The organism is Citrobacter sp. S-77 (genome assembly GCF_963864895.1).
GTDB lineage: Bacteria > Pseudomonadota > Gammaproteobacteria > Enterobacterales > Enterobacteriaceae > Citrobacter > Citrobacter murliniae.
In genome coordinates, this window is record NZ_CAWLWU010000002.1 from 1,229,692 (window position 1) to 1,254,990 (window position 25,299).

The 25,299-nt window shown below is 52.5% G+C and carries 23 protein-coding genes and 1 pseudogene; 20 read left to right on the forward strand and 4 right to left on the reverse strand.

Annotated features, from left to right (window positions below; genetic code table 11):
* Window positions 1-268: 268 nt before the first annotated feature.
* The 4 genes from AACS05_RS06375 (at window position 269) to AACS05_RS06390 (ending at window position 4,037) form a co-directional block, all read left to right on the forward strand.
* Entirely contained in the window at window positions 269-475 is a 207-nt protein-coding gene (locus AACS05_RS06375; RefSeq protein WP_045441079.1) for a YbfA family protein, read from the forward strand.
* A gap of 98 nt (window positions 476-573) precedes the next feature.
* Entirely contained in the window at window positions 574-1,530 is a 957-nt protein-coding gene (locus AACS05_RS06380; protein WP_045441080.1) for a YbgA family protein, read from the forward strand.
* A 24-nt stretch (window positions 1,531-1,554) separates the two neighbouring features.
* Window positions 1,555-2,973 (forward strand): deoxyribodipyrimidine photo-lyase, encoded by a 1,419-nt coding sequence (phrB, locus tag AACS05_RS06385; RefSeq protein WP_045441081.1) that lies wholly within the window; start codon window positions 1,555-1,557, stop codon window positions 2,971-2,973.
* 161 nt (window positions 2,974-3,134) lie between these two features.
* Window positions 3,135-4,037, forward strand: coding sequence for an Rpn family recombination-promoting nuclease/putative transposase (locus AACS05_RS06390; protein ID WP_045441082.1), 903 nt, complete (start codon window positions 3,135-3,137; stop codon window positions 4,035-4,037).
* A gap of 52 nt (window positions 4,038-4,089) precedes the next feature.
* Here the strand turns inward: AACS05_RS06390 and AACS05_RS06395 are convergent, their stop codons facing one another.
* A complete protein-coding gene (locus AACS05_RS06395) occupies window positions 4,090-5,571 on the reverse strand; it encodes an MFS transporter (protein ID WP_045441083.1) in 1,482 nt (493 codons plus the stop codon).
* Between the two features lie 289 nt (window positions 5,572-5,860).
* On the opposite strand from AACS05_RS06395, the gene ybgI reads away from it, so the two are divergent.
* Genes ybgI through nei form a run of 8 tightly spaced genes read left to right on the forward strand, consistent with a single transcriptional unit; the run spans window position 5,861 to window position 12,157 of the window.
* The gene (ybgI, locus tag AACS05_RS06400) at window positions 5,861-6,604 is read left to right on the forward strand and encodes a radiation resistance protein YbgI (protein ID WP_045449503.1); all 744 of its coding nucleotides are present in this window, start codon (window positions 5,861-5,863) and stop codon (window positions 6,602-6,604) included.
* A gap of 16 nt (window positions 6,605-6,620) precedes the next feature.
* The gene (gene pxpB, locus AACS05_RS06405) at window positions 6,621-7,277 is read left to right on the forward strand and encodes a 5-oxoprolinase subunit PxpB (protein ID WP_045441084.1); all 657 of its coding nucleotides are present in this window, start codon (window positions 6,621-6,623) and stop codon (window positions 7,275-7,277) included.
* On the forward strand, window positions 7,271-8,203 hold the full coding sequence (pxpC, locus tag AACS05_RS06410) for a 5-oxoprolinase subunit PxpC (RefSeq protein WP_045441085.1): 933 nt from the start codon (window positions 7,271-7,273) through the stop codon (window positions 8,201-8,203). Before pxpB ends, pxpC begins: the two co-directional genes overlap by 7 nt.
* Entirely contained in the window at window positions 8,193-8,927 is a 735-nt protein-coding gene (pxpA, locus tag AACS05_RS06415) for a 5-oxoprolinase subunit PxpA (RefSeq protein ID WP_045441086.1), read from the forward strand. Before pxpC ends, pxpA begins: the two co-directional genes overlap by 11 nt.
* A 55-nt stretch (window positions 8,928-8,982) precedes the next feature.
* Window positions 8,983-9,705 (forward strand): DUF969 domain-containing protein, encoded by a 723-nt coding sequence (locus AACS05_RS06420; RefSeq protein ID WP_045441087.1) that lies wholly within the window; start codon window positions 8,983-8,985, stop codon window positions 9,703-9,705.
* A complete protein-coding gene (locus tag AACS05_RS06425; RefSeq protein WP_045441088.1) occupies window positions 9,702-10,697 on the forward strand; it encodes a DUF979 domain-containing protein in 996 nt (331 codons plus the stop codon). Before AACS05_RS06420 ends, AACS05_RS06425 begins: the two co-directional genes overlap by 4 nt.
* Before the next feature lie 9 nt (window positions 10,698-10,706).
* Window positions 10,707-11,351 carry a pyroglutamyl-peptidase I gene (gene pcp / locus AACS05_RS06430; RefSeq protein ID WP_045441089.1) on the forward strand — a complete coding sequence of 215 codons (645 nt, stop codon included), beginning with the start codon at window positions 10,707-10,709 and terminating at the stop codon, window positions 11,349-11,351.
* A 14-nt stretch (window positions 11,352-11,365) separates the two neighbouring features.
* The gene (gene nei, locus AACS05_RS06435; protein ID WP_045441090.1) at window positions 11,366-12,157 is read left to right on the forward strand and encodes an endonuclease VIII; all 792 of its coding nucleotides are present in this window, start codon (window positions 11,366-11,368) and stop codon (window positions 12,155-12,157) included.
* Here nei and AACS05_RS06440 read toward each other — a convergent pair.
* The 3 genes and pseudogenes from AACS05_RS06440 to AACS05_RS06450 form a co-directional block, all read right to left on the reverse strand.
* The gene (locus AACS05_RS06440) at window positions 12,154-13,200 is read right to left on the reverse strand and encodes an AbrB family transcriptional regulator (RefSeq protein ID WP_045441091.1); all 1,047 of its coding nucleotides are present in this window, start codon (window positions 13,198-13,200) and stop codon (window positions 12,154-12,156) included. The genes nei and AACS05_RS06440 overlap by 4 nt on opposite strands.
* A 129-nt stretch (window positions 13,201-13,329) precedes the next feature.
* Window positions 13,330-14,613: a citrate synthase gene (locus AACS05_RS06445; protein WP_045441092.1), complete on the reverse strand. Its 1,284-nt coding sequence runs from the start codon at window positions 14,611-14,613 to the stop codon at window positions 13,330-13,332.
* Between the two features lie 206 nt (window positions 14,614-14,819).
* A pseudogene (locus AACS05_RS06450) lies at window positions 14,820-14,927 on the reverse strand (hypothetical protein).
* Between the two features lie 383 nt (window positions 14,928-15,310).
* Between AACS05_RS06450 and sdhC the strand changes: the two are divergent.
* The 8 genes from sdhC (at window position 15,311) to sucD (ending at window position 25,059) form a co-directional block, all read left to right on the forward strand.
* Entirely contained in the window at window positions 15,311-15,715 is a 405-nt protein-coding gene (gene sdhC / locus AACS05_RS06455) for a succinate dehydrogenase cytochrome b556 subunit (protein ID WP_045441093.1), read from the forward strand.
* On the forward strand, window positions 15,709-16,056 hold the full coding sequence (gene sdhD / locus AACS05_RS06460) for a succinate dehydrogenase membrane anchor subunit (protein ID WP_045441094.1): 348 nt from the start codon (window positions 15,709-15,711) through the stop codon (window positions 16,054-16,056). Before sdhC ends, sdhD begins: the two co-directional genes overlap by 7 nt.
* Complete coding sequence (gene sdhA, locus AACS05_RS06465) at window positions 16,056-17,822, forward strand: succinate dehydrogenase flavoprotein subunit (RefSeq protein WP_045441095.1); 1,767 nt, start codon at window positions 16,056-16,058, stop codon at window positions 17,820-17,822. Before sdhD ends, sdhA begins: the two co-directional genes overlap by 1 nt.
* 15 nt (window positions 17,823-17,837) lie before the next feature.
* Window positions 17,838-18,554 carry a succinate dehydrogenase iron-sulfur subunit SdhB gene (sdhB, locus tag AACS05_RS06470; RefSeq protein WP_045441096.1) on the forward strand — a complete coding sequence of 239 codons (717 nt, stop codon included), beginning with the start codon at window positions 17,838-17,840 and terminating at the stop codon, window positions 18,552-18,554.
* A 315-nt stretch (window positions 18,555-18,869) separates the two neighbouring features.
* A complete protein-coding gene (sucA, locus tag AACS05_RS06475; protein ID WP_045441097.1) occupies window positions 18,870-21,671 on the forward strand; it encodes a 2-oxoglutarate dehydrogenase E1 component in 2,802 nt (933 codons plus the stop codon).
* Window positions 21,672-21,685: 14 nt separating this feature from the next.
* A complete protein-coding gene (gene odhB, locus AACS05_RS06480; RefSeq protein ID WP_045441098.1) occupies window positions 21,686-22,909 on the forward strand; it encodes a 2-oxoglutarate dehydrogenase complex dihydrolipoyllysine-residue succinyltransferase in 1,224 nt (407 codons plus the stop codon).
* A gap of 114 nt (window positions 22,910-23,023) precedes the next feature.
* Window positions 23,024-24,190: an ADP-forming succinate--CoA ligase subunit beta gene (sucC, locus tag AACS05_RS06485; protein ID WP_045441099.1), complete on the forward strand. Its 1,167-nt coding sequence runs from the start codon at window positions 23,024-23,026 to the stop codon at window positions 24,188-24,190.
* A complete protein-coding gene (gene sucD, locus AACS05_RS06490) occupies window positions 24,190-25,059 on the forward strand; it encodes a succinate--CoA ligase subunit alpha (RefSeq protein WP_045441100.1) in 870 nt (289 codons plus the stop codon). Before sucC ends, sucD begins: the two co-directional genes overlap by 1 nt.
* Window positions 25,060-25,299: the final 240 nt, after the last annotated feature.

A 25,299-nucleotide genomic window follows, 5' to 3' on the forward strand; every position in this document is an offset into this window, starting at 1 on the left:
GTTTTTTGGTTGCAAAGATTTCGCAAAAATCGGCGGGCGGGATGTAAAAAAAGTATAAAAATGGCAAAGGCCATTATTTAACTAATGATTAGTATTAATTTAACTTTTATGTAACTAAATTACGAATTTAAGTTAAACGAAGCATCAATAGATAAAAATAAGTGGTCGGATGAGTAGTAAAATTACACACAAGGCGGTATTATTTTCATCAGTTAACCAAGTTTATTTTTCCGGTGCGATTCACCGAACAGATATAGGGGAGAAAAGTATGGATCTTTACAAAGAATATCCAGCACATGTTGTCTTATTACGCCGTACTTTCGCCGTTGTGGCGGGCGTGCTGGCGCTACCGGTCATGCTGTTCTGGAAAGACCGCGCCCGTTTTTACAGCTACCTGCACCGCGTCTGGTCGAAAACCAGCGATAAGCCGGTGTGGATGGATCAGGCTGAAAAAGCGACCTGCGATTTCTATTAATTTATCGAAATTGCTCAAGAAAACCGCTAACAGTAATGTAGCGGTTTTTTTTATGCTCCGACGTCTACACTTATTCAGATAACGGATAAGGAGTTGTGATGAACGAGAAAATCCCGGTGGGTATCAGTGCCTGCTTGCTAGGTGCTAACGTTCGCTTTGATGGCGGACATAAACGGCTGGCTTTTGCCGTGGAAGACCTGTCTCCGTGGGTGCGCTTTGAGCCAGTGTGTCCGGAAATGGCCATTGGATTGCCAGTGCCTCGTCCTGCGTTACGTCTGGTAAAAAACGATGATGGTGCTATTTCTCTGCGTTTTAGCGATAAGCGGGAAGGGAACCTCACTGATGCCATGACGGTTTTCAGTAACCAACAGATCGGGCAGTTTGAACATCTGTGCGGCTACATCGTCTGCGCAAAATCCCCCACCTGCGGAATGGAACGTGTCCGCGTGTACGATGCTGACGGTAAAAATAACCGCAAAGCGGGACGCGGTATCTACACATCATTATTGATGGACGCATATCCGTGGTTGCCAGTAGAAGAGGATGGGCGGTTGCATGACCCGCAAATCCGCGAAAACTTTGTTGAACGAATGTATGCGCTGCATGAACTAAATGGTATTCGTGAGCAAGGACTGACACGCGGAGCACTGATTGACTATCACAGTCGCTATAAGCTGTTGCTGTTGACGCATTCTCAGCCAGCATATCGGGAGCTCGGGCGTTTTGTGGCAGCGGTTCACGAATGGGAAAGTCTGGATGCCTTTTTTATCGCTTATCGCCAGCAGTTGATGGCTTTGATGTCGCATCAGGCTACCCGGCGTAACCATACTAATGTTTTGATGCACGTTCAGGGGTATTTTCGTAAGCAGCTCAATGCTCGTCAGCGTCAGGAACTCGCAACGCTGATTGATGATTATCGGCGCGCAACGCAGCCACTGCTTGCTCCCGTGACGCTGCTCAAACACTATATGGCAGAATACCCGGATACCTGGCTTTCCGGACAGCGCTACTTTGATCCCTGGCCCGCAACGTTACGTTTGCGCTATGGAAGCTAATTGTCTTATTGATTTGGGAGCTTTATGACCACCCATTTGGTCTGGTTTCGTTGTGATTTACGTCTGCACGATAATCTCGCCCTCGCCGCCGCGTGCCGTGATCCTTCTGCTCAGGTACTGGCGTTATATATTGCCACTCCCGAACAGTGGACGTTACATAACATGGCTCCACGCCAGGCGGCGTTTATTAGCGCTCAATTAAATATGCTACAAACGGCACTGGCAGAAAAAGGCATTCCCCTTCTGTTTCATGAGGTTACCGATTTTTCCGCCAGCGTGGATACAGTAAAAAACGTCTGTGCGCAGCATGATGTCAGCCGGCTTTTTTATAACTATCAGTATGAAATAAACGAACGACAGCGTGATGTAAGTGTGGAAAAGTCATTGCCACACGTGATCTGTGAGGGTTTTGACGACAGCGTGATCCTGCCTCCGGGGGCGGTGATGACCGGTAATCATGAAATGTATAAAGTCTTTACGCCATTTAAAAATGCCTGGCTGAAACGTCTAAAAGACGGTGTTCCTGAGAGTGTTGCCGCGCCAAAGAGACGAGACAGCAGCACTATTTCCACACCGTTAACCGCAATTACGCTGAGTTATCCGCAGCAGGATTTTGATGTGCGACATTTCCAACCGGAAGAAAAATCGGCTATCGCGCAATTACGTCAGTTTTGCCAGCAGGCTGTCGCGGAATATGAACAACAGCGTGACTATCCGGCAATTGATGGCACCAGCCGGTTATCCGCAAGTCTTGCAACCGGTGGATTATCGCCGCGTCAATGCCTGAACCGGTTGTTAGCAGAACAGCCGCAGGCACTTGAGGGCGGGAGCGGAAGCGTCTGGTTGAATGAGCTTATCTGGCGCGAGTTTTACCGTCATTTAATGACATACCACCCAGCACTGTGTCGTCATCGCCCCTTTATTCGCTGGACCGATCGTGTTCAGTGGCAGGATAACCCTGCACATTTTCAGGCGTGGCAGACGGGGCAAACGGGATATCCCATTGTGGATGCCGCCATGCGTCAGCTTAACACCACAGGATGGATGCATAACCGTTTACGCATGATTACCGCCAGCTTTCTGGTGAAAGATCTGCTGATTGACTGGCGTAAAGGAGAGCAGTATTTCATGTCGCAACTGATCGACGGCGATCTGGCAGCCAATAACGGTGGCTGGCAGTGGGCGGCGTCAACCGGAACTGATGCCGCGCCGTATTTTCGTATTTTTAATCCAACGACTCAGGGGGGAAAATTCGATCGTGACGGTGAGTTTATCCGCCAGTGGGTGCCGGAATTACGCGAGGTGCCAGGAAAAGCAATCCACGAGCCGTGGAACTGGGCGGAAAAAGCGCAGGTGACTCTCCATTACCCTCGCCCCATTGTCGACCATAAGCAGGCGAGATTAGCCACGCTCGCGGCCTATGAGGCGGCGCGAAAAGGGTGAGTGCGTGGTGGATTTCTGCGTAATGCATTCCAGCAGAATGCACATGTTGCTAGCGGGCGCATTTAGCGCTGAATCGTGTGCGTAAGACCGTTACTGCCTGAATGCACCAGTTACGCCTGGGCAGTAAAGTCCCGTCATCTTCTTTCAGGTGACGGAACACGATGACAACGGCAACGACTTCCACTCCGCATGATGCGGTATTCAAAACGTTTTTACACCATCCCGAAACTGCGCGGGATTTCCTCGAGATTCACCTTCCGGCTTGTCTGCAAAAGCTTTGCGATTTTAATACGTTGAAGCTGGAGTCAGAGAGCTTTATTGAAGCGGATTTACGTTCTTGCTACTCCGATGTGCTCTGGTCGCTGCACACACGCGACGGTGGCGGTTATGTCTATGTTGTTATAGAGCATCAGAGTTCAGCCGATCCGCATATGGCTTTTCGTTTGCTGCGTTATGCGATGACGGCCATGCAGCGCCATCTGGACGCCGGACACAAGGAACTGCCGCTGGTAATACCGATGTTGTTTTATCACGGTAACCGCAGCCCGTACCCGTATTCACTGTGTTGGCTGGATGCGTTTGCAGATCCTGTGGCGGCAAGGCAACTCTATGCCAGTGCATTTCCACTGGTGGATATAACGGTAGTACCCGATGATGAAATCCTGACGCACAGGCGAATGGCGTTGCTGGAACTCATGCAAAAATATATCCGTCAGCGGGATTTGATGGGACTGGTAGAACAACTGGCTACGCTGTTACTTACAGGATGCGCTAATGACACGCAACTACAGGCGATGTTTAATTACATTCTGCAATCCGGCGATGCATCTCGCTTTAATGAATTTATGCAAGAGATGGCGCAACGGATCCCCCAACACAAGGAGAGGCTGATGACTATTGCGGAGCGATTACGGTTAGAGGGATTACAGGAAGGGGTACAGCAAGGTAAACGCGAGGCTGCATTACGTATAGCGCAAACAATGCTGGCGCAAGGAATAGCTCGTGAAATGGTGTTACTGGTTACAGGTCTGTCGGAAGAGGATTTGGCAGTTAATAATTCGTAATCTCTTGATAAAAAACAGGCCCGAGTCGTAGTACATCATCGGGCCTGTAAACTCAGGACTCTACCGCCAGTGGACGGTTTCTAAACTTAAGTGACTGATACAACCAAATTAGCAGTACCAGCGCGACACAGGCCAGGGCTCCCCAGGTAATCTCGCTAAAGACATCAATATAGGCATTGATGGAATAGTTGATGGCCCCGGAGGCATCAAATGTGCCCTGGGATGTCTGGTCGGCAATCACTCCCGCCAGGTAGTTGGCAATGGCACCCGAAAGCAGCATATAAATACCGGTTAATACGCCGGTAACGCCCGGGATCTCAATGCGCGTAATTTGCGACATCGCGACCGGATCAATAAACAATTCGGCAAATCCCATCACCGCCAGCCCAAGGATCATCAGTGGCATAGAAGAATGCCCGTAAGCTGCTGACCAGCGGGCGCTTAAGGTCAGAATACAAAAACCTGCGCTCATTAATCCCAGGCCGAGGGCAAATTTACCCCAGATACGCACAGTGCGGTTGCCACCCACGCTTTCTTTAACCACCCAGGCCAGCACGATGCCGCACAGCATCACGGCGAAGGCGTTGACCGACTGGAACATCGCGGTAGGAACGGAATATCCCAGAATGTCGCGATTAACAAAGCGGTCGATATAGAGGCTAATAGAACTGCCGCCCTGTTGAGCAAAGGCCCAGAACAACAGGCTGAAGAAGGTCAGAGTAACGATAAGCCCCAGTTCTTTACGCTGCTTCTGTGTTTGTGCCTGACGGTAGATTTTTGCCAGAACAGCCAGACCAATGACAGTGGCAACGATCAGTGCATACACGGACCACTCTTTCCAGAACAGGACGGTAATCAGCAGCGGAGTTGCCACCAGTAATACCAACAACCAGGCCCAGTTTGGCAGAATAAACGTTCTGGCGCACAGGACAGCTTTGTTGACACCAGTGGTGTGGGCGAAATGGCGGTTTCCGCATAAGAAAATCACCAGTCCTGCCAGCATGCCGATTGCGGCCAGCGCGAAGCCCATGGCCCAGCTGTACTCTTCCTGCACATAGCCACAGGCGATAGGGGCGATAATCGAACCGATGTTACCTGCGGCATAAAGCAGAGAGAAACCGCCGTCGCGACGCGGATCTTCCGGCTGATACAGTTCGCCCAGCAGGCAACTGATGTTGGATTTAAACAGACCGTAACCGCAGACGATAATTGCCAGAGACAAATAGAGGAACGCCGGCGCCATTTCACTGGCACCCAGCACCAGGTGCCCCACTGCCATTAAAAATGCGCCAATCATGACTGCCATGCGGTTGCCGAGCACTTTATCCGCCAGGTATCCCCCCAGAATTGGGGTGACATACACTAGCGAGCAGTAGGCACTGAAGAGTTCATATGCATGATTATCGTTGTACTTAAGCTGGTTAGTGAGATACAGGATCAGCAGTGCACGCATGCCGTAAAAACTGAAGTATTCCCAAATTTGCAGTGCGACGACGTAATAGATAGCGCGCGGCTGAGATGCTTGTTTATTCATTCTATTCTCGAAGTGAATGCCTCACGACAGGATGAACGTACTGTGTGAGCGTGTTTCCTTGAAATGGTAACTTTGATACAGATCTGATTATTTTTGCAATATGCTGTCTGATTGCATAAATATACATGAATAAAATCTCCTGGTGGTAAGCAATTTACCTTCAAAGTCCATGTGATTGTTTCTTGATGTGTCAGTGAAATGGCTATCGACGAACGGAGGCGGGGACGCTATTTTAGCTTAAGCTGTGTTGCTGATTGGGCATGCAGAATTTTTGACAACGAGGGCGATGATGAAAAACACCGAACTGGAACAACTGATCAACGACAAACTGAACAGCGCGGCCATTAGCGACTACGCGCCGAATGGTTTGCAGGTTGAGGGCAAAGAGACGGTGCATAAAATCGTGACCGGCGTGACCGCAAGCCAGGCATTATTGGACGAGGCAGTGCGTCTGCGGGCTGATGCGGTCATCGTTCATCACGGTTACTTCTGGAAAGGCGAATCCCCGGTTATTCGCGGCATGAAGCGCCATCGTCTGAAAACACTGCTGGAAAATGATATTAACCTGTATGGCTGGCACCTGCCGCTGGATGCGCACCCGGAACTGGGGAATAACGCGCAGTTAGCTGCGCTGCTAGGCATTACCGTGATGGGGGAAATTGAGCCTCTGGTGCCGTGGGGCGAACTCGCTATGCCGGTTCCGGGGTTAGAGCTGGCATCCTGGATAGAGGCGCGCCTGGGACGTAAACCGTTATGGTGTGGTGATACAGGGCCGGAAAAAGTTCAGCGCGTCGCCTGGTGTACCGGTGGCGGCCAAAGTTTCATTGATAGCGCGGCCCGTTTTGGCGTCGATGCTTTTATTACCGGTGAAGTCTCCGAACAAACCATTCACTCAGCCCGTGAGCAGGGGCTGCATTTTTATGCAGCTGGACATCATGCCACCGAACGTGGCGGTATTCGCGCGTTAAGTGAATGGCTGAATGAAAATACTGATTTGGATGTTTCTTTCATTGATATACCCAATCCAGCGTAATTAAAGAGGGGCGAAAGTGCAGCGAGCGCGTTGTTATCTGTTAGGTGAAACTGCGGTGGTTCTGGAACTGGAACCACCGATTACGCTGGCGAGTCAGAAACGTATTTGGGGCCTGGCCCAGCGTCTGGTAGATGCTCCGAATGTGCTGGAAGTCATTCCTGGAATGAACAACATCACGGTGACTCTGCGCAACCCACAAACGCTGGCGCTGGATGCAATTGAACGCCTGCAGCGCTGGTGGGAAGAGAGTGAAGCGCTGGAACCGGATTCGCGCTTTATTGAAATACCGGTTACCTATGGCGGTACGTGCGGACCGGATCTGGCAGAAGTTGCGCAGCATAGTGGATTAAGCCAGAAGCAGGTTGTCGAACTGCATGCGTCAGTTGACTATGTAGTCTGGTTTATCGGCTTTCAGCCGGGATTCCCCTATCTCGGGAGCTTACCGGAGCAACTGCATACACCAAGACGTGCTGAACCGCGCCTGCTTGTTCCGGCAGGTTCAGTTGGCATCGGTGGCTCACAAACCGGTATCTACCCACTATCAACACCAGGAGGATGGCAACTGATAGGGCATACCTCGGTTAAGTTGTTCGATCCGCAGCGGGATGAGCCGATCCTGTTACGGCCAGGGGATACCGTGCGATTTGTCCCGCAGAAGGAGGGGGTATGTTAAAAATCATTCGTGCGGGCATGTATACCTCCGTGCAGGACGGTGGCCGCTACGGTTTTCGGCAATCAGGAATTAGCCACTGTGGGGCGCTGGACAAACCGGCGCTGAACGTAGCCAACCTGCTGGTGGGTAATGACGCAAATGCCGCAGCACTTGAAGTGACGCTCGGTCAGTTGGTGGTGGAATTTGAGGCGGATGGCTGGTTTGCATTAACCGGCGCGGGGTGTGAAGCGCATTTAGACCGTACCCCTGTGTGGAGCGGATGGCGACTGCCGGTTAAAGCCGGGCAACGCCTGATGCTAAAACGCCCGCATCGCGGGATGCGCAGTTATCTGGCGGTGGCGGGTGGCATTGATGTTCCCGAGGTGATGGGCTCATGCAGTACCGATCTGAAAGTAGGTATCGGTGGGCTGGAAGGGCGTCTGTTACGCGATGGCGATCGGCTGGCGATTGGTGTTTCAACGCGGCAGTTCAGCGGGCCGCAGGGGGTCAAACAGCTTTTGTGGGGAAATCGTATTCGCGCGTTACCCGGACCTGAATATCACGAATTTGATGACGCATCACAGGCATCATTCTGGCGATCTCCGTGGCAGCTCAGCCCACAGAGTAACCGGATGGGGTATCGATTGCAGGGTCAGCCACTTACACGTACCACCGATCGTGAGCTGTTGTCGCACGGTCTGCTCCCCGGCGTGGTTCAGGTACCGCACAATGGTCAGCCGATTGTGTTGATGAACGATGCTCAGACGACGGGTGGCTATCCACGAATTGCCTGTATCATCGAGGCGGATATGTACCATCTGGCGCAAATCCCTCTCGGCCAGCCGATTCATTTTGTTCAGTGTTCGCTGGAGGAGGCGCTGAAGGCGCGTGCCGATCAGCAACGTTATCTGGAACAGTTAACATGGCGACTTAACGATGAAAATTGATCTGAATGCAGACCTCGGCGAAGGCTGCGCAAATGACGCCGCGCTGTTGCAACTGGTGTCATCAGCCAACATTGCCTGTGGATTCCATGCCGGGGACGCGCAAACCATGCTTTTAAGCGTGCGTGAAGCGCTAAAAAATGGGGTGGCGGTGGGGGCTCATCCAGGTTTCCTGGATCGGGAAAACTTTGGTCGTACTGCCATGACTTTGCCCACTGAAACGGTATATGCGCAGACGCTGTATCAAATCGGCGCGCTGGCTGCCATCACTCGGGCTGAAGGCGGCGTCATGCGCCACGTCAAACCACACGGGATGCTCTATAACCAGGCGGCGAAAGACCCACAACTGGCTGACGCGATTGCCAGAGCGGTTCATGCCTGCGATCCATCACTTGTGCTGGTGGGACTTGCGGGGAGCGAGCTGATTCGGGCCGGGGAACATTATGGCCTGGTGACACGCCAGGAGGTTTTTGCCGATCGAGGCTATCAGGCAGATGGCAGTCTGGTTCCCCGTAGCCAGCCGGGCGCGCTGATTGAAAATGAAGAACAGGCACTGGCTCAAACCTTAGAAATGGTGCAGTCCGGCAGAGTGAAAAGCCAGACCGGAGAATGGGCGAGCGTGACTGCGCAGACGGTATGTATTCATGGTGATGGTGAGCACGCACTCGCTTTTGCCCGCCGCTTACGTACCGCGTTCGAAGCAGAGAAGATTCAAATTAGCGCATAATTTTTTACATACAAAACAATAACATATTACACAACAACATAGACGGGAATATATTATGGGAGAGGTCATTTCTCTCTGGCCATTGACGGGGATTGCTGTCATTGTGGTCGGATTTCTTTTACGTTTTAACCCGGTATTGGTGGTTATCATTGCCGGGATCGTCACGGGGCTGGCGGCGCATATGCCGATCGCCACGATCCTCGAAAAGTTGGGAGAAGGTTTTCTCAACACCCGCAACCTGCCGTTTATCCTGCTGATCCCTCTGGCGGTTATCGGTCTGCTGGAGCGCCACGGTCTGAAAGAACGTGCTCAGGCATGGATCGCGAAAATCCGCAGCGCCACCAGCGGTCGTCTGTTAATTGTCTATCTCTTTATTCGTGAAGCGACCGCGGCGCTGGGGCTGACAAGTCTGGGTGGCCATCCGCAAATGGTTCGCCCGCTGCTGGCACCTATGGCTGAAGGGGCCGCTGAGAAAAACCATGGTGAATTGCCCGGGTCAGTGCGCTATCGGTTGCGTGCAATGTCGGCGGCGACCGATAACGTCGGGCTGTTTTTTGGTGAAGATATCTTTGTTGCCTTTGGCGCGATCATTTTCATGCACAACTTTATGCTGGAGTCAGGCGGGATCCAGACGGAGCCGTTGCATATTGCCCTGTGGGGGATCCCAACGGCGATTTGTGCGTTCCTGATCCACGGCGCACGCTTGTGGCGCCTTGATAACTACCTGCAACGCGAAGTAGCGAAAGCGAATGCCGCAGCTAAAGGAGAAGCGAAATGAATTTTCAGCAAAGCTATCTCTACTGGCTGGCGGGTGCGGTATTACTGATTGTGGCCGTCATGTCCTGGCAGGACAAAGCGAACCCCCGGCGTTTAACCACCGGTCTGTTCTGGGGCGTGTACGGTGTGCTGTTTCTGCTGGGTGACTGGACGTATTCACTTTTTGGCGATAAACGCACTGTGCATATCGCTGTCGGTGTCGCGGTCGTGTTACTGGCCCTAATCGCCGGTTTCGGCGGCGTCAAACTGGGAAGCTATCATCAACGTACGCAACAACAGCGCGAGGAAAGCGCCACCCGGTTGGGCAATCGTCTGTTTTTCCCGGCGCTGGTCATTCCGGTGGTTACCGTGATTGGTGTGTTGATGTTTAACCATATTCCGGGCTTACAGGATGCGTTGTTTGGGCCGGGTAACCACGCCACGCTGGTGACGCTCTTTTCGATGACCGCTGGCTCGTTGATCGGCCTGGCAATGGCGATAAAAATGACCCATGAACGTGTACATCAGCCAATTCAGGAAGCTCGTCGTCTGCTGGACTCTATTGGTTGGGCGTTCATCCTGCCACAGATTCTGGCCACGCTGGGGTTGTTGTTTACGGCGGCAGGCGTCGGCAGTGGTATCTCTTATCTGACTCAGGAATATCTCGCGGTGGATAGCCGCTTTATCGCGGTGGCGGTGTACACCATCGGTATGGCACTGCTGACGATGGTTATGGGTAATGCGTTTGCGGCCTTCCCGATTGTGACCGCCGGGATTGGTATTCCGATACTCGTGTTGCAGCATGGCGGTAACCCTGCGGTGATGGCGGCAATCGGCATGTTCTCCGGGTATTGCGGTACGCTGATGACGCCGATGGCGGCGAACTTTAACATTGTGCCGGCGGCATTGCTGGAACTGCCGGATAAGAACGCAGTGATTAAAGCACAGGTGCCAACCGGCGTGCTGTTGCTATTGGTCAACGTATTCCTGATGTATTTCCTGATGTTCCTGTAAGGAGGAAGGATGAAAACGGTACTTATCACCGGATTTGAACCTTTTGGCGGCGAATCAGTTAACCCTTCCTGGGAAGTGGTCTCGGGTCTCGACAATGCTATTATCGGTGAGTGTCGCGTTGTGGCACGCCAGCTTCCGTGCGTATTTGGTGAGTCTCTTGCCGTACTCAATGCTGCGATTGACGCGCTGTCGCCGTCGCTGGTACTGGCGGTAGGTCAGGCTGGAGGCCGTACAGATATCACCGTTGAGCGCGTGGCGATCAATGTTGACGATGCACGTATTGCGGATAACCACGGGCAGCAACCCGTCGATGAACCGATCGTAGCGGATGGCCCGGCGGCATGGTTTAGCACGTTGCCGATTAAAGCGATGGTTGCTGCCATGCGCAGCGCAGGTATTCCTGCATCGGTTTCTCAGACTGCGGGTACCTTCGTCTGCAACCACGTGATGTATGGGCTGCTGCATAAGTTACGTAACACGCCGACAGTGAAGGGGGGATTTATTCATATTCCCTATCTGCCGGAACAAGCGGCGGCGCATCCAGGTGCGCCGAGTATGGCGACAGAAACGGTGCGTCATGCACTGGAGATTGCGATTGTTACCGCCTTGCAGGTGGATCGTGATATCGCAGTGACGGGCGGAGCAACTCATTAACAAAGGACAGTATTATGCCTGAAGGCCCGGAGATCCGCCGTGCGGCGGATAACCTGGAGGCGGCAGTCAAAGGCAAACCTCTGACGGATGTCTGGTTTGCCTTTGAGCAGTTAAAACCGTATCAATCTCGACTGACTGGACAGAGGGTTACCCATATTGAAACCCGGGGTAAGGCATTGCTGACCCACTTTTCGAATGGTCTGACGTTATATAGCCATAATCAGCTTTATGGCGTATGGCGAGTGATTGAGACGGGGAAAATCCCGGAAACCAACCGGGTATTACGCGTCAGGCTGCAAACGCTCGATAAAACTATTCTGCTCTACAGCGCCTCTGACATTGAAATCCTTACGCCTGAACAGCTAACCAACCATCCGTTCCTGCAACGGGTTGGACCTGATGTGCTGGATCTGCGCTTAACGCCTGATGATGTGAAAGCGCGTCTGCTTTCACCTCGTTTTCGCAATCGGCAGTTTTCCGGTCTGTTCCTGGATCAGGCGTTTCTCGCGGGGTTGGGTAACTATTTACGGGTAGAAATTCTCTGGCAGGTGGAACTGACAGGGCAACATAAAGCCTCGCAACTCAGCGATGAACAGCTCGACAGGCTGGCGCATGCACTGCTCGATATTCCGCGTTTATCTTACAATACGCGCGGTCTGGTTGATGAGAATAAACATCACGGCGCGCTGTTTCGCTTTAAGGTTTTCCATCGGGACGGTGAAGCATGCGAACGTTGTGGCGGTATTATCGAGAAAACGATGCTCTCTTCACGACCTTTTTACTGGTGTCCGGGATGTCAGCATTAAGCTGGCTGCCTGGGGGCATGCTGTGAAATAAACCGCGCCACCGCCGGACCAGTCAATAAAATACTGAACAGCCGCAGGGTCTGCATCGCCATGATCAGCGCCATATCGGCGTGACTTCCTGCGGCAATCACCGCGACACTGTCCATCCCTCCCGGGCTGGTAGCCAGATAAGCGGTGAGGAAGTCGATCCGCATGTAATGCGCCAGTCCCCAGGCCATAGCCGCGCAAATCGCCATCAGTGAAAAAATAGACAACAGGATCTGTGGCAAGGGACGCAGTGCCATAAAAAAGATTTGCTTGTCAAAACCCAGACCAATTTGCCAGCCGATGGCCATGTACGCTATGGCCAGTAGCCATTCCGGCAGTTCAATCACCATTACACCGCCAGCGTTCAGCAATGCACCCACCAGCATTGGCAGCAGCATGACGCCAGAGGGGATGCGCAGTACGCGCCCGGCAATTCCGGCAACGGCGGCCAGTGCCAGGGTACTGAACAGGTTAACACTCAGTGGCGGAAACCAGATGATTTGCTCGCTGACCGTTTGCGCCAGGTCACCCATCACCAGTCGGGTGACCAGCGCCGCCGCGCCTACCACAAGTAAAACCCGCAGATACTGCATGAATGCCACCAGACGAATGTCAGCGCCATAATCCTGCGCCATGGCAACCATCGCCGCCGCTCCGCCTGGAGATGAGCCCCACGCGCCCGTATTACCGGGAAGTTTACTGTAACGTACCAACAACCAGCCTATTGCTGCACTGCTGATAAGGGTTGCCAGCAGAATGACAATCACCACCGGCCAATGCGCTGCCAGCGTCGTAAAAATGGAGCCAGTGAGGTTTTGCGCAATCATACAGCCGAGGATGGCTTGCGCACCAAGAAACGTGCAGCGAGGGGGATGCAGCGAAATACCGCGCATACTGAAAATAATACCGACGATCATCGACCCGAGCAGTAATGGCCCCGGAAGATGGATAAACAGAAAGAGCAGGGAAAGAAGAAGTGACAGTAAAAACAGTGCACTCCACTGCAAAACAGGCATCCCATACTCCTGAGTAGAATTAAGCAAGTCTCAGTAAATCATAGAGAAAGGATGAGAGGATTAACACAATGCATGTCAAGAAAAAGGGAATATGCCGGATGGTGACGCATCGCCATCCGGCAACAGGAATTAACGCTTAATGTCAGACTTAAAATCGCGTTTGTCGTAGCCGGTGTACAGCTGACGAGGACGGGCGATCTTCATGCCATCAGTATGCATTTCGTTCCAGTGAGCAATCCAGCCAACGGTACGCGCCATGGCGAAAATCACGGTGAACATGGAGGACGGAATACCCATCGCTTTCAGAATGATACCGGAGTAGAAGTCTACGTTCGGATAGAGTTTCTTCTCGATGAAGTACGGGTCATTCAGTGCGATGTGCTCAAGCTCCATGGCCACTTCCAGCAGGTCATCTTTGGTGCCCAGCTCTTTCAGGACTTCATGACAGGTTTCACGCATAACGGTTGCGCGTGGGTCATAGTTTTTATAGACACGGTGACCAAAGCCCATCAGACGGAAAGAATCATTCTTGTCTTTCGCGCGGCGAACAAATTCCGGAATGTGTTTAACCGAGCTGATTTCTTCCAGCATCTTCAGTGCGGCTTCGTTTGCACCGCCGTGTGCCGGTCCCCACAGGGAAGCAATACCTGCTGCGATACAGGCAAACGGGTTAGCGCCAGAAGAACCCGCCGTACGTACGGTAGACGTAGAAGCGTTCTGCTCGTGGTCGGCGTGCAGGATCAGGATACGGTCCATTGCGCGTTCCAGGATTGGATTCACTTCGTATTTTTCGCACGGCGTGGAGAACATCATGTGCAGGAAGTTACCGGCGTAGGAGAGGTCGTTACGCGGATAAACAAACGGTTGGCCGATGGAGTATTTGTAGCACATCGCTGCCATGGTAGGCATTTTGGACAGCAGACGGAAAGCAGCGATTTCACGGTGACGCGCATTATTCACATCCAGCGAGTCGTGGTAGAACGCGGCCAGTGCGCCGGTAACACCGCACATGACGGCCATCGGGTGAGAGTCGCGGCGGAAACCGTGGAACAGACGGGTAATCTGCTCATGGATCATGGTATGGCGAGTGACCGTGGTTTTGAACTCGTCGTACTCTTCCTGCGTCGGTTTTTCGCCGTACAGCAGGATATAACACACTTCCAGATAGTTGGACTCGGTCGCCAACTGGTCAATCGGGAAGCCGCGATGCAGCAAAATACCTTCGTCACCGTCGATGAAAGTAATTTTGGATTCGCAGGATGCAGTAGAGGTGAAACCTGGGTCAAAAGTAAACATCCCTTTTGAGCCAAGGCTACGAATATCAATAACATCTTGACCGAGCGTACCTTTCAGCACATCCAGTTCAATAGCAGAGTCACCATTTAGAGTGATTTTTGCTTTAGTATCAGCCATTTACGGTCTCCTTAGCGCCTTATTGCTTAAGACTGCCGGAACTTACATTTGCCTTCGTACATTGGTGAACCGTTACCAGTTTGTTATTTGGCTCGCCGCTCTGTGGAAGAGGGGACAACCTGGGTACAGAGCTATGGGCGCTTGCAGGTAAAACGGTCTGTTCATGGCGAATAAACAGCAAATCAAGAACTTAGCAATCCGAATTATTAAACCTGTCTATCACTAATAACTGTCCTGAAGGTATTGGTCAATACTTCCACACTGTTGCATAACTAAATCTCCGGTGAAAGAGTGACCCCATAACTTTTACGCATTATATGCCTTTTCTGGTGTCGTTTGTAACAACTTTGTTTAATGTTTGTCAAATCAGATGATTAAAAATTAAAATAATGTTGTTATCGTGACCTATGTCACTGTTCGGGATAAAACCCGACAAACTATATGTAGGTTAATTGTAATGATTTTGTGAACGTCCTATACTGCCGCCAGGTCTCCGGAATACCCTGCAATCCCGAGCCAACCAGCGTTGTAACGTGTCGTTTTAGCAACTGGAAGCAGTGTTTTATATGACGCGTAGTTATAGTAAGGACGCTGTCTGACCCGCACGCAGACCGGAGGAAGGAAATCCCGTCGTCTTTCAGGCTACAGGTGTCTTCATCTTCTGTACCCGAAGTCCAAAGGGAATAATAAGAACAGCATGTGGGCGTTATTCATGATAAGAAATGTGAAAAAACAAAGACCTGTCAATCTGGATCTGCAAACGATCCGGTTCCCAATCACGGCGATAGCGTCCATTCTCCATCGCGTATCTGGAGTGATCACCTTCGTGGCGGTCGGGATACTGTTGTGGTTATTGGGTACCAGCCTTTCCTCCCCTGAAGGTTTCCTCGCGGCGTCATCCATTATGAATAACTTCTTTGTGGAGTTAATTATGTGGGGAATTCTGGTCGCGCTGGCATATCACGCTGTAATGGGCATTCGCCATCTGTTAATGGATTTTGGCTACCTTGAAGAAACCCTCGAAGCAGGGACGCGTTCCGCCAAAATTTCTTTTGTTATCATTGTCGTGCTTTCACTTCTCGCAGGAGTCCTCGTATGGTAAGCAACGCCTCCGCATTAGGACGCAACGGCGTACATGACTTCATTCTGGTCCGTGCTACCGCTATCGTTCTGACGTTATACATCATCTATATGGTCGGCTTCTTCGCCACCAGCGGCGAGCTGACCTGGGAAGTCTGGACCGGTTTTTTCTCATCGGCATTCACCAAAGTCTTCACCCTGCTGGCACTTTTCTCCATCTTGATTCATGCCTGGATCGGCATGTGGCAGGTGTTGACCGACTACGTTAAACCTCTGGCCGTGCGCCTGATTCTGCAACTGGCAATTGTCGTTGCGCTGGTGGTTTACGTCATTTATGGATTTGTTGTGGTGTGGGGTGTGTAATGAAACTGCCAGTCAGAGAATTTGATGCTGTTGTGATTGGTGCCGGCGGCGCAGGTATGCGCGCGGCGCTGCAAATTTCCCAAAGCGGCCAGACCTGTGCGCTGCTTTCCAAAGTGTTCCCAACCCGTTCCCATACCGTTTCTGCGCAGGGTGGCATCACCGTTGCGCTCGGTAATACCCATGAAGATAACTGGGAATGGCATATGTACGACACCGTAAAAGGGTCGGATTACATTGGTGACCAGGACGCTATTGAATATATGTGCAAGACCGGTCCGGAAGCGATTCTGGAGCTGGATCATATGGGGCTGCCGTTTTCACGCCTCGACGATGGCACTATCTATCAACGCCCGTTTGGCGGTCAGTCGAAAAACTTCGGCGGCGAGCAGGCGGCACGTACCGCAGCGGCGGCGGACCGTACCGGTCATGCGCTGTTGCACACCTTGTATCAGCAGAACCTGAAAAACCACACCACCATTTTCTCGGAGTGGTATGCGTTGGATCTGGTGAAAAACGCCGATGGCGCAGTGGTGGGTTGTACCGCACTGTGTATCGAAACCGGTGAAGTCGTCTACTTCAAAGCCCGCGCTACTGTGCTGGCAACCGGCGGGGCAGGTCGTATTTATCAGTCTACCACCAACGCCCACATCAATACCGGTGATGGTGTTGGTATGGCTATCCGTGCCGGTGTACCGGTGCAGGATATGGAAATGTGGCAGTTTCACCCAACCGGTATCGCCGGTGCAGGTGTACTGGTAACAGAAGGTTGCCGCGGTGAAGGCGGTTATCTGTTAAATAAACATGGCGAACGCTTTATGGAGCGTTATGCCCCGAATGCGAAAGACCTTGCGGGTCGTGACGTGGTGGCGCGTTCCATCATGATCGAAATTCGTGAAGGTCGTGGCTGTGACGGTCCGTGGGGTCCACACGCCAAGCTGAAACTCGACCATCTGGGTAAAGAAGTGCTGGAATCCCGTCTGCCGGGTATTCTGGAACTGTCCCGCACCTTTGCCCACGTTGATCCGGTGAAAGAGCCGATTCCGGTAATCCCTACCTGCCACTACATGATGGGCGGTATTCCGACCAAAGTGACCGGCCAGGCGCTGACTGTGAATGAGCAGGGTGAAGATGTGGTGATTCCTGGGCTGTTTGCGGTTGGCGAAATCGCCTGCGTATCGGTCCACGGTGCTAACCGTCTGGGCGGCAACTCGCTGCTGGACCTGGTGGTATTCGGTCGTGCGGTTGGCCTGCATCTGCAGGAATCTATCACTGAGCAGGGTGACCTGCTGGATGCGACCGAAGAAGAGATCGATGCTTCTCTGGCCCGTCTGAACCGCTGGAACGGTAACCGCGACGGCGAAGATCCGGTAGTTATTCGCAAAGCGCTGCAAGAATGTATGCAGCATAACTTCTCGGTCTTCCGCGAAGGTGATGCGATGGCGAAGGGGCTTGAAGAGTTGAAAGCAATTCGCGAGCGTCTGAAAAACGCCCGTCTGGATGATACGTCCAGCGAGTTCAACACCCAGCGCGTTGAGTGTCTGGAGCTGGATAACCTGATGGAAACCGCGTACGCCACGGCGGTGTCCGCCAACTTCCGAACCGAAAGCCGCGGCGCGCATAGCCGCTTCGACTATCCGGAACGTGATGATGAAAACTGGCTGTGCCATTCCCTGTACCTGCCAGAATCGGAATCCATGACTCGACGTCAGGTCAATATGGAACCGAAACTGCGCCCGGCATTCCCGCCGAAGATTCGTACTTATTAATGCGGAGACAGGACAATGAAACTCGAGTTTTCGATTTATCGCTATAACCCGGATATCGATGATGCTCCGCGTATGCAGGATTACACCCTGGAAGCGGAAGAAGGGCGCGACATGATGCTGCTGGATGCATTGATGCAGCTGAAAGAAAAAGATCCGTCACTGTCGTTTCGTCGCTCCTGCCGTGAAGGGGTGTGCGGTTCTGATGGTCTGAATATGAACGGCAAAAATGGGCTGGCGTGTATCACTCCTATTTCTGCGCTGAATCAGCCGGGTAAGAAAATTGTCATTCGCCCGCTGCCAGGTTTACCGGTCGTACGCGATTTGGTGGTAGACATGGGACAATTCTACGCACAGTATGAGAAGATTAAGCCTTACTTGTTGAATAATGGGAAAAATCCTCCTGCTCGTGAGCATTTACAAATGCCAGAGCAGCGTGAGAAGCTCGATGGGCTGTATGAATGTATTTTGTGTGCATGCTGCTCAACGTCCTGCCCGTCATTCTGGTGGAATCCGGACAAGTTTATTGGCCCGGCAGGACTGCTGGCCGCGTATCGCTTCCTGATTGACAGTCGCGATACCGAAACCGACAGCCGCCTCGAAGGTTTAAGTGACGCTTTCAGCGTATTCCGCTGCCATAGCATCATGAACTGCGTCAGCGTATGTCCTAAGGGGCTGAACCCGACGCGCGCCATCGGCCATATTAAGTCGATGCTGTTGAAACGTAGTGCGTAAGTAACAGATGCCGGATGGCGGCATAAATGCCTTATCCGGCCTACAGGTGAGTCACTGTAGGCCGGATAAGCACAGCGTCATCAGGCATGATATATGCAGGAAACCTCTAAAAACTGCCATGAATTAGAGAGCAATAATCGAGGCGTTCGGCGCGATACAAGGCGCGGTCTGAACGACGAAGATTATTAGACAGTTTTTAAAGGTTCCTTCGCGAGCCAGATTAAACAAGAGCTCGCAAGTGAACCCCGGCACGCACAGCGGTGTGCGTGGTAGTATCCACGGCGAAATAAGCATATAGATGCTTAAGGGATCACGATGCAGAACAGCGCTTTGAAAGCCTGGTTGGACTCTTCTTACCTCTCTGGTTCAAACCAGAGCTGGATAGAACAGCTCTATGAAGACTTCTTAACCGACCCTGACTCGGTAGATGCTAACTGGCGTTCGACGTTCCAGCAGTTACCTGGTACCGGAGTCAAACCGGATCAACTCCACTCAAAAACACGTGATTATTTCCGTCGACAGGCGTTGGTTACCCCACGTTATTCTTCTTCTATCTCCGACCCTGATGCCAATGTGAAGCAGGTTAAAGTCCTGCAGCTCATCAACGCATATCGTTTCCGTGGTCATCAGCATGCGAATCTCGATCCGCTGGGACTGTGGCAGCAAGAGAATGTGGCCGATCTGGACCCAACTTTCCACGATCTGACCGATGCTGATTTCCAGGAAAGCTTTAACGTAGGTTCTTTTGCCGGCGGCAAAGACACCATGAAGCTGAGCGACCTGGTTGAGGCGCTGAAACAAACCTACTGCGGCCCTATTGGCGCCGAGTATATGCACATCACCAGTACCGAAGAAAAACGCTGGCTTCAGCAGCGTATCGAATCTGGTCGTGCCGCATTCAGCAGCGAAGAGAAGAAACGTTTTCTCAGCGAACTGACCGCAGCAGAAGGCCTGGAACGCTATCTGGGCGCGAAGTTCCCGGGTGCAAAACGCTTCTCGCTGGAAGGCGGCGATGCGTTAATTCCGATGCTTAAAGAGATGATTCGCCATGCCGGTAACAGCGGCACGCGCGAAGTGGTTCTGGGCATGGCGCACCGTGGCCGTCTGAACGTGCTGGTCAACGTGCTAGGTAAAAAACCACAGGATCTGTTCGACGAATTTGCAGGCAAACATAAAGAACACCTCGGTACGGGTGATGTGAAGTACCACATGGGCTTCTCATCTGATATCGAAACCGAAGGCGGTCTGGTTCACCTGGCGCTGGCGTTTAACCCGTCGCATCTGGAAATCGTCAGCCCGGTGGTTATCGGTTCCGTTCGCGCGCGTCTGGACAGACTGGACGAGCCGAGCAGCAATAAAGTTCTGCCGATCACCATTCACGGTGACGCCGCAGTGACCGGACAGGGCGTAGTTCAGGAAACCCTGAACATGTCGAAAGCGCGTGGTTACGAAGTGGGCGGTACCGTTCGCATCGTTATCAATAACCAGGTCGGCTTTACAACGTCTAACCCACTGGATGCACGCTCTACGCCGTATTGCACTGATATCGGTAAGATGGTCCAGGCGCCTATTTTCCACGTCAATGCGGATGATCCGGAAGCCGTCGCTTTCGTGACCCGTCTGGCACTGGATTTCCGTAATACCTTTAAACGTGATGTCTTCATCGATCTGGTGTGCTACCGCCGTCATGGCCATAACGAAGCCGACGAGCCGAGTGCGACCCAGCCGCTGATGTATCAGAAAATCAAAAAGCATCCGACTCCGCGCAAAATCTACGCTGATAAGCTGGAAGCCGATAAAGTCGCAACGCTGGAAGATGCCACCGAAATGGTCAACCTCTATCGTGACGCGCTGGATGCTGGCGAATGCGTAGTGAAAGAGTGGCGTCCAATGAACATGCACTCCTTCACCTGGTCGCCGTACCTCAACCATGAATGGGATGAAAACTACCCGAGCAAGGTTGAAATGAAGCGTTTGCAGGAACTGGCAAAACGCATCAGTACTGTACCAGAAGCGGTTGAAATGCAGTCGCGCGTTGCCAAGATTTACGGCGACCGTCAGGCGATGGCAGCAGGCGAGAAGCTGTTCGACTGGGGTGGTGCTGAGAACCTGGCTTACGCAACGTTGGTTGACGAGGGCATTCCGGTACGACTGTCTGGTGAAGACTCAGGTCGCGGTACCTTCTTCCACCGCCATGCAGTTATTCACAACCAGGCAAACGGTTCTACCTACACGCCACTGCAGCATGTGCATAACGGTCAGGGCACATTCCGCGTTTGGGACTCCGTGCTGTCTGAAGAAGCGGTACTGGCATTCGAATATGGTTATGCCACAGCAGAGCCGCGCACGCTGACTATCTGGGAAGCGCAGTTTGGTGACTTTGCCAACGGTGCGCAGGTTGTCATCGACCAGTTCATCTCCTCTGGTGAGCAGAAATGGGGTCGTATGTGTGGCCTGGTGATGCTGCTGCCACACGGCTACGAAGGGCAGGGACCAGAGCACTCTTCCGCACGTCTTGAGCGTTATCTGCAACTTTGTGCTGAGCAAAACATGCAGGTGTGCGTTCCGTCTACCCCAGCACAGGTTTACCACATGCTGCGTCGTCAGGCGCTGCGCGGTATGCGTCGTCCGCTGGTGGTGATGTCGCCGAAGTCATTGCTGCGTCATCCGCTGGCAGTGTCTACGCTCGACGAACTGGCTAATGGTACGTTCCTGCCAGCCATCGGCGAGATAGATGAACTTGATCCGCAAGCCGTGAAGCGCGTCGTGATGTGTTCTGGTAAGGTTTATTACGACCTGCTGGAGCAGCGCCGCAAGAACAACCAAAAAGATGTCGCCATTGTGCGTATCGAACAGCTCTATCCGTTCCCGCATAAAGCGGTACAGGAAGCGCTGAAACCTTTTGCTCATGTGCATGATTTTGTCTGGTGCCAGGAAGAGCCGCTCAACCAGGGCGCATGGTACTGCAGCCAGCATCATTTCCGTGAAGTGATTCCATTTGGGTCTGCTCTGCGTTATGCAGGTCGCCCGGCCTCTGCCTCTCCGGCAGTAGGATATATGTCCGTTCACCAGAAACAGCAACAAGATCTGGTCAATGACGCGCTGAACGTCGATTAAATAAAGGATAAATAATGAGTAGCGTAGATATTCTTGTTCCCGACCTGCCTGAATCCGTAGCAGATGCAACGGTTGCAACCTGGCACAAAAAACCGGGCGATGCAGTACGTCGTGACGAAGTACTGGTAGAAATCGAAACTGACAAAGTGGTACTGGAAGTACCGGCATCAGCGGACGGTATTCTTGATGCAGTTCTGGAAGATGAAGGGACCACTGTTACTTCTCGCCAGATCCTTGGTCGCCTGCGTGAAGGCAATAGCAGTGGTAAAGAGACCAGTGCTAAATCTGAAGAGAAAGATTCTACCCCGGCACAGCGTCAACAGGCGTCTCTTGCCGAGCAGAATAACGATGCCCTGAGCCCGGCGATCCGTCGCCTGCTGGGTGAGCATAATCTTGAAGCCAGTGCCATCAATGGTACCGGTGTCGGTGGTCGTATCACGCGTGAAGATGTTGAAAAACATCTGGCTAAAGCTCCGGCAGCAAAAGCGGAAGCGAAAGCCCCGGCAGCGGCGCCTGCAGCACAGCCTGCACTGGGTGCTCGCGGTGAAAAACGCGTACCGATGACCCGTCTGCGTAAGCGCGTAGCTGAGCGTCTGCTGGAAGCGAAAAATTCGACAGCAATGCTGACGACGTTCAACGAAGTCAACATGAAGCTGATTATGGATCTGCGTAAGCAGTACGGCGACGCGTTCGAAAAACGTCACGGTATCCGTCTGGGCTTTATGTCCTTCTACGTTAAAGCGGTTGTTGAAGCGCTGAAACGCTATCCGGAAGTGAACGCTTCTATCGATGGCGATGACGTGGTGTACCACAACTACTTTGATGTGAGCATGGCGGTATCTACGCCGCGCGGCCTGGTAACTCCGGTTCTGCGAGATGTGGATCTGCTGGGTATGGCTGACATCGAGAAAAACATTAAAGAGCTGGCAGTAAAAGGTCGCGACGGCAAGTTGACGGTTGAAGATCTGACGGGTGGTAACTTCACCATCACTAACGGTGGTGTGTTCGGTTCCCTGATGTCTACGCCAATCATTAACCCGCCGCAGAGCGCCATCCTGGGTATGCATGCCATCAAAGATCGTCCGATGGCTGTAGACGGCAAGGTTGAAATCCTGCCGATGATGTATCTGGCGCTGTCTTATGACCACCGTTTGATTGATGGTCGTGAGTCAGTAGGCTTCCTGGTGACCATTAAAGAGTTGCTGGAAGATCCAACGCGTCTGCTGCTGGACGTGTAGTACCTGAGAGTATCACCTGCCCTGTAGGCCGATAAGCGTTGCGCCATCCGGCATGAAAAACGCAACGGCCTACAGGTTTAAAGATAACGATTACCTGAAGGATGGACAGAACACATGAACTTACATGAATATCAGGCAAAACAACTTTTTGCCCGCTATGGCTTACCGGCACCGGTGGGTTATGCCTGTACTACTCCGCGTGAAGCCGAAGAAGCCGCATCAAAAATCGGCGCAGGCCCGTGGGTAGTGAAATGTCAGGTTCACGCTGGTGGCCGTGGTAAAGCGGGCGGTGTGAAGGTTGTTAACAGCAAAGAAGACATTCGCGCTTTTGCTGAACACTGGCTGGGCAAACGTCTGGTGACCTACCAGACAGATGCCAACGGTCAACCGGTAAATCAGATTCTGGTTGAAGCTGCGACCGACATTGGTAAAGAACTTTACCTCGGTGCAGTAGTTGATCGCAGCTCCCGTCGCGTGGTCTTTATGGCCTCTACCGAAGGCGGCGTGGAAATCGAAAAAGTGGCGGAAGAAACCCCGCACCTGATCCATAAAGTGGCGCTCGATCCGCTGACGGGTCCAATGCCGTATCAGGGCCGTGACCTGGCGTTCAAACTGGGTCTGGAAGGTAAGCAGGTTCAGCAATTCACCAAGATCTTCATGGGTCTGGCGACCATTTTCCTTGAGCGCGACCTGGCGTTGATCGAAATCAACCCGCTGGTGGTGACCAAACAGGGCGATCTGATCTGCCTCGACGGTAAACTGGGCGCTGACGGCAACGCACTATTCCGCCAGCCGGATCTGCGTGAAATGCGCGATCAGTCTCAGGAAGATCCGCGTGAAGCTCAGGCTGCACAGTGGGAACTGAACTACGTCGCGCTGGACGGTAACATTGGTTGTATGGTTAACGGCGCTGGCCTTGCAATGGGCACCATGGACATCGTTAAACTGCACGGTGGCGAACCGGCTAACTTCCTTGACGTGGGCGGCGGCGCAACCAAAGAACGCGTGACCGAAGCGTTCAAAATTATCCTCTCTGATGACAACGTGAAAGCCGTTCTGGTTAACATCTTCGGCGGTATCGTTCGTTGCGACCTGATCGCTGACGGTATCATCGGCGCGGTAGCGGAAGTTGGTGTTAACGTTCCGGTGGTTGTGCGTCTGGAAGGTAACAACGCCGAACTCGGCGCGAAAAAACTGGCTGACAGCGGCCTGAATATTATTGCAGCGAAAAGTCTGACGGATGCAGCTCAGCAGGTTGTTGCCGCAGTGGAGGGGAAATAATGTCAGTTTTAATTAATAAAGATACCAAGGTTATCTGCCAGGGCTTCACCGGTAGCCAGGGGACATTCCACTCTGAACAAGCGATTGCTTACGGTACGCAAATGGTTGGTGGTGTAACGCCGGGTAAAGGCGGTACAACTCACCTGGGCCTGCCAGTGTTTAACACCGTGCGTGAAGCGGTTGAAGCCACCGGCGCGACTGCGTCTGTTATTTATGTACCGGCTCCGTTCTGCAAAGACTCCATTCTGGAAGCCATCAACGCAGGTATTAAACTGATTATCACCATCACTGAAGGCATCCCGACGCTGGATATGCTGACCGTGAAAGTGGCGCTTGATGAAGCGGGCGTGCGCATGATTGGGCCGAACTGTCCTGGCGTTATCACCCCAGGCGAATGCAAAATCGGCATCATGCCGGGTCACATTCACAAGCCGGGTAAAGTGGGTATCGTTTCTCGTTCTGGTACGTTGACCTATGAAGCGGTTAAGCAGACGACTGACTATGGTTTCGGCCAGTCTACCTGTGTAGGTATCGGTGGTGACCCGATCCCTGGCTCAAACTTTATCGACATCCTGAAACTGTTCCAGGAAGATCCACAGACTGAAGCGATCGTGATGATCGGTGAGATCGGCGGTAGCGCGGAAGAAGAAGCGGCGGCGTACATTAAAGATCATGTAACCAAGCCAGTTGTTGGCTACATCGCGGGCGTGACCGCGCCGAAAGGCAAACGTATGGGGCACGCGGGTGCGATTATCTCTGGTGGCAAAGGTACGGCTGATGAGAAATTCGCCGCACTGGAAGCAGCGGGGGTGAAAACCGTGCGCAGCCTGGCCGATATCGGTGAAGCGCTGAAAACTGTGCTTAAGTAATTCTCAAAAAGTAGTAATAAAGCCCGACCCCTTCGTGCAACCGGCTGTATGCGTTGTGCGAAGGACGCAGGGCTGGTCCGTTTTCGACATGGTTGGCCATCTGATGATGGCCTTTTTTATGTCTTTTTCGTTTTTTGTTCCTGCCGAATATCTGTAACCCGTCACCCGTTCTCTGAAGGCAGAATATAATAAATTAAAAGATGGCCCAGTGACGCAGTCGTACTCACCGCGCTATTGTGG

Bases quoted from the DNA above. Each gene is read 5' to 3' on its own strand.
- AACS05_RS06375 (WP_045441079.1), top strand. From the start codon at position 269: ATGGATCTTTACAAAGAATATCCAGCACATGTTGTCTTATTACGCCGT.
- AACS05_RS06380 (WP_045441080.1), top strand. From the start codon at position 574: ATGAACGAGAAAATCCCGGTGGGTATCAGTGCCTGCTTGCTAGGTGCT.
- phrB (WP_045441081.1), top strand. From the start codon at position 1,555: ATGACCACCCATTTGGTCTGGTTTCGTTGTGATTTACGTCTGCACGAT.
- AACS05_RS06390 (WP_045441082.1), top strand. From the start codon at position 3,135: ATGACAACGGCAACGACTTCCACTCCGCATGATGCGGTATTCAAAACG.
- AACS05_RS06395 (WP_045441083.1), bottom strand. From the start codon at position 5,571: ATGAATAAACAAGCATCTCAGCCGCGCGCTATCTATTACGTCGTCGCA.
- ybgI (WP_045449503.1), top strand. From the start codon at position 5,861: ATGAAAAACACCGAACTGGAACAACTGATCAACGACAAACTGAACAGC.
- pxpC (WP_045441085.1), top strand. From the start codon at position 7,271: ATGTTAAAAATCATTCGTGCGGGCATGTATACCTCCGTGCAGGACGGT.
- pxpA (WP_045441086.1), top strand. From the start codon at position 8,193: ATGAAAATTGATCTGAATGCAGACCTCGGCGAAGGCTGCGCAAATGAC.
- AACS05_RS06420 (WP_045441087.1), top strand. From the start codon at position 8,983: ATGGGAGAGGTCATTTCTCTCTGGCCATTGACGGGGATTGCTGTCATT.
- AACS05_RS06425 (WP_045441088.1), top strand. From the start codon at position 9,702: ATGAATTTTCAGCAAAGCTATCTCTACTGGCTGGCGGGTGCGGTATTA.
- pcp (WP_045441089.1), top strand. From the start codon at position 10,707: ATGAAAACGGTACTTATCACCGGATTTGAACCTTTTGGCGGCGAATCA.
- nei (WP_045441090.1), top strand. From the start codon at position 11,366: ATGCCTGAAGGCCCGGAGATCCGCCGTGCGGCGGATAACCTGGAGGCG.
- AACS05_RS06440 (WP_045441091.1), bottom strand. From the start codon at position 13,200: ATGCCTGTTTTGCAGTGGAGTGCACTGTTTTTACTGTCACTTCTTCTT.
- AACS05_RS06445 (WP_045441092.1), bottom strand. From the start codon at position 14,613: ATGGCTGATACTAAAGCAAAAATCACTCTAAATGGTGACTCTGCTATT.
- sdhC (WP_045441093.1), top strand. From the start codon at position 15,311: ATGTGGGCGTTATTCATGATAAGAAATGTGAAAAAACAAAGACCTGTC.
- sdhD (WP_045441094.1), top strand. From the start codon at position 15,709: ATGGTAAGCAACGCCTCCGCATTAGGACGCAACGGCGTACATGACTTC.
- sdhA (WP_045441095.1), top strand. From the start codon at position 16,056: ATGAAACTGCCAGTCAGAGAATTTGATGCTGTTGTGATTGGTGCCGGC.
- sdhB (WP_045441096.1), top strand. From the start codon at position 17,838: ATGAAACTCGAGTTTTCGATTTATCGCTATAACCCGGATATCGATGAT.
- sucA (WP_045441097.1), top strand. From the start codon at position 18,870: ATGCAGAACAGCGCTTTGAAAGCCTGGTTGGACTCTTCTTACCTCTCT.
- odhB (WP_045441098.1), top strand. From the start codon at position 21,686: ATGAGTAGCGTAGATATTCTTGTTCCCGACCTGCCTGAATCCGTAGCA.
- sucC (WP_045441099.1), top strand. From the start codon at position 23,024: ATGAACTTACATGAATATCAGGCAAAACAACTTTTTGCCCGCTATGGC.
- sucD (WP_045441100.1), top strand. From the start codon at position 24,190: ATGTCAGTTTTAATTAATAAAGATACCAAGGTTATCTGCCAGGGCTTC.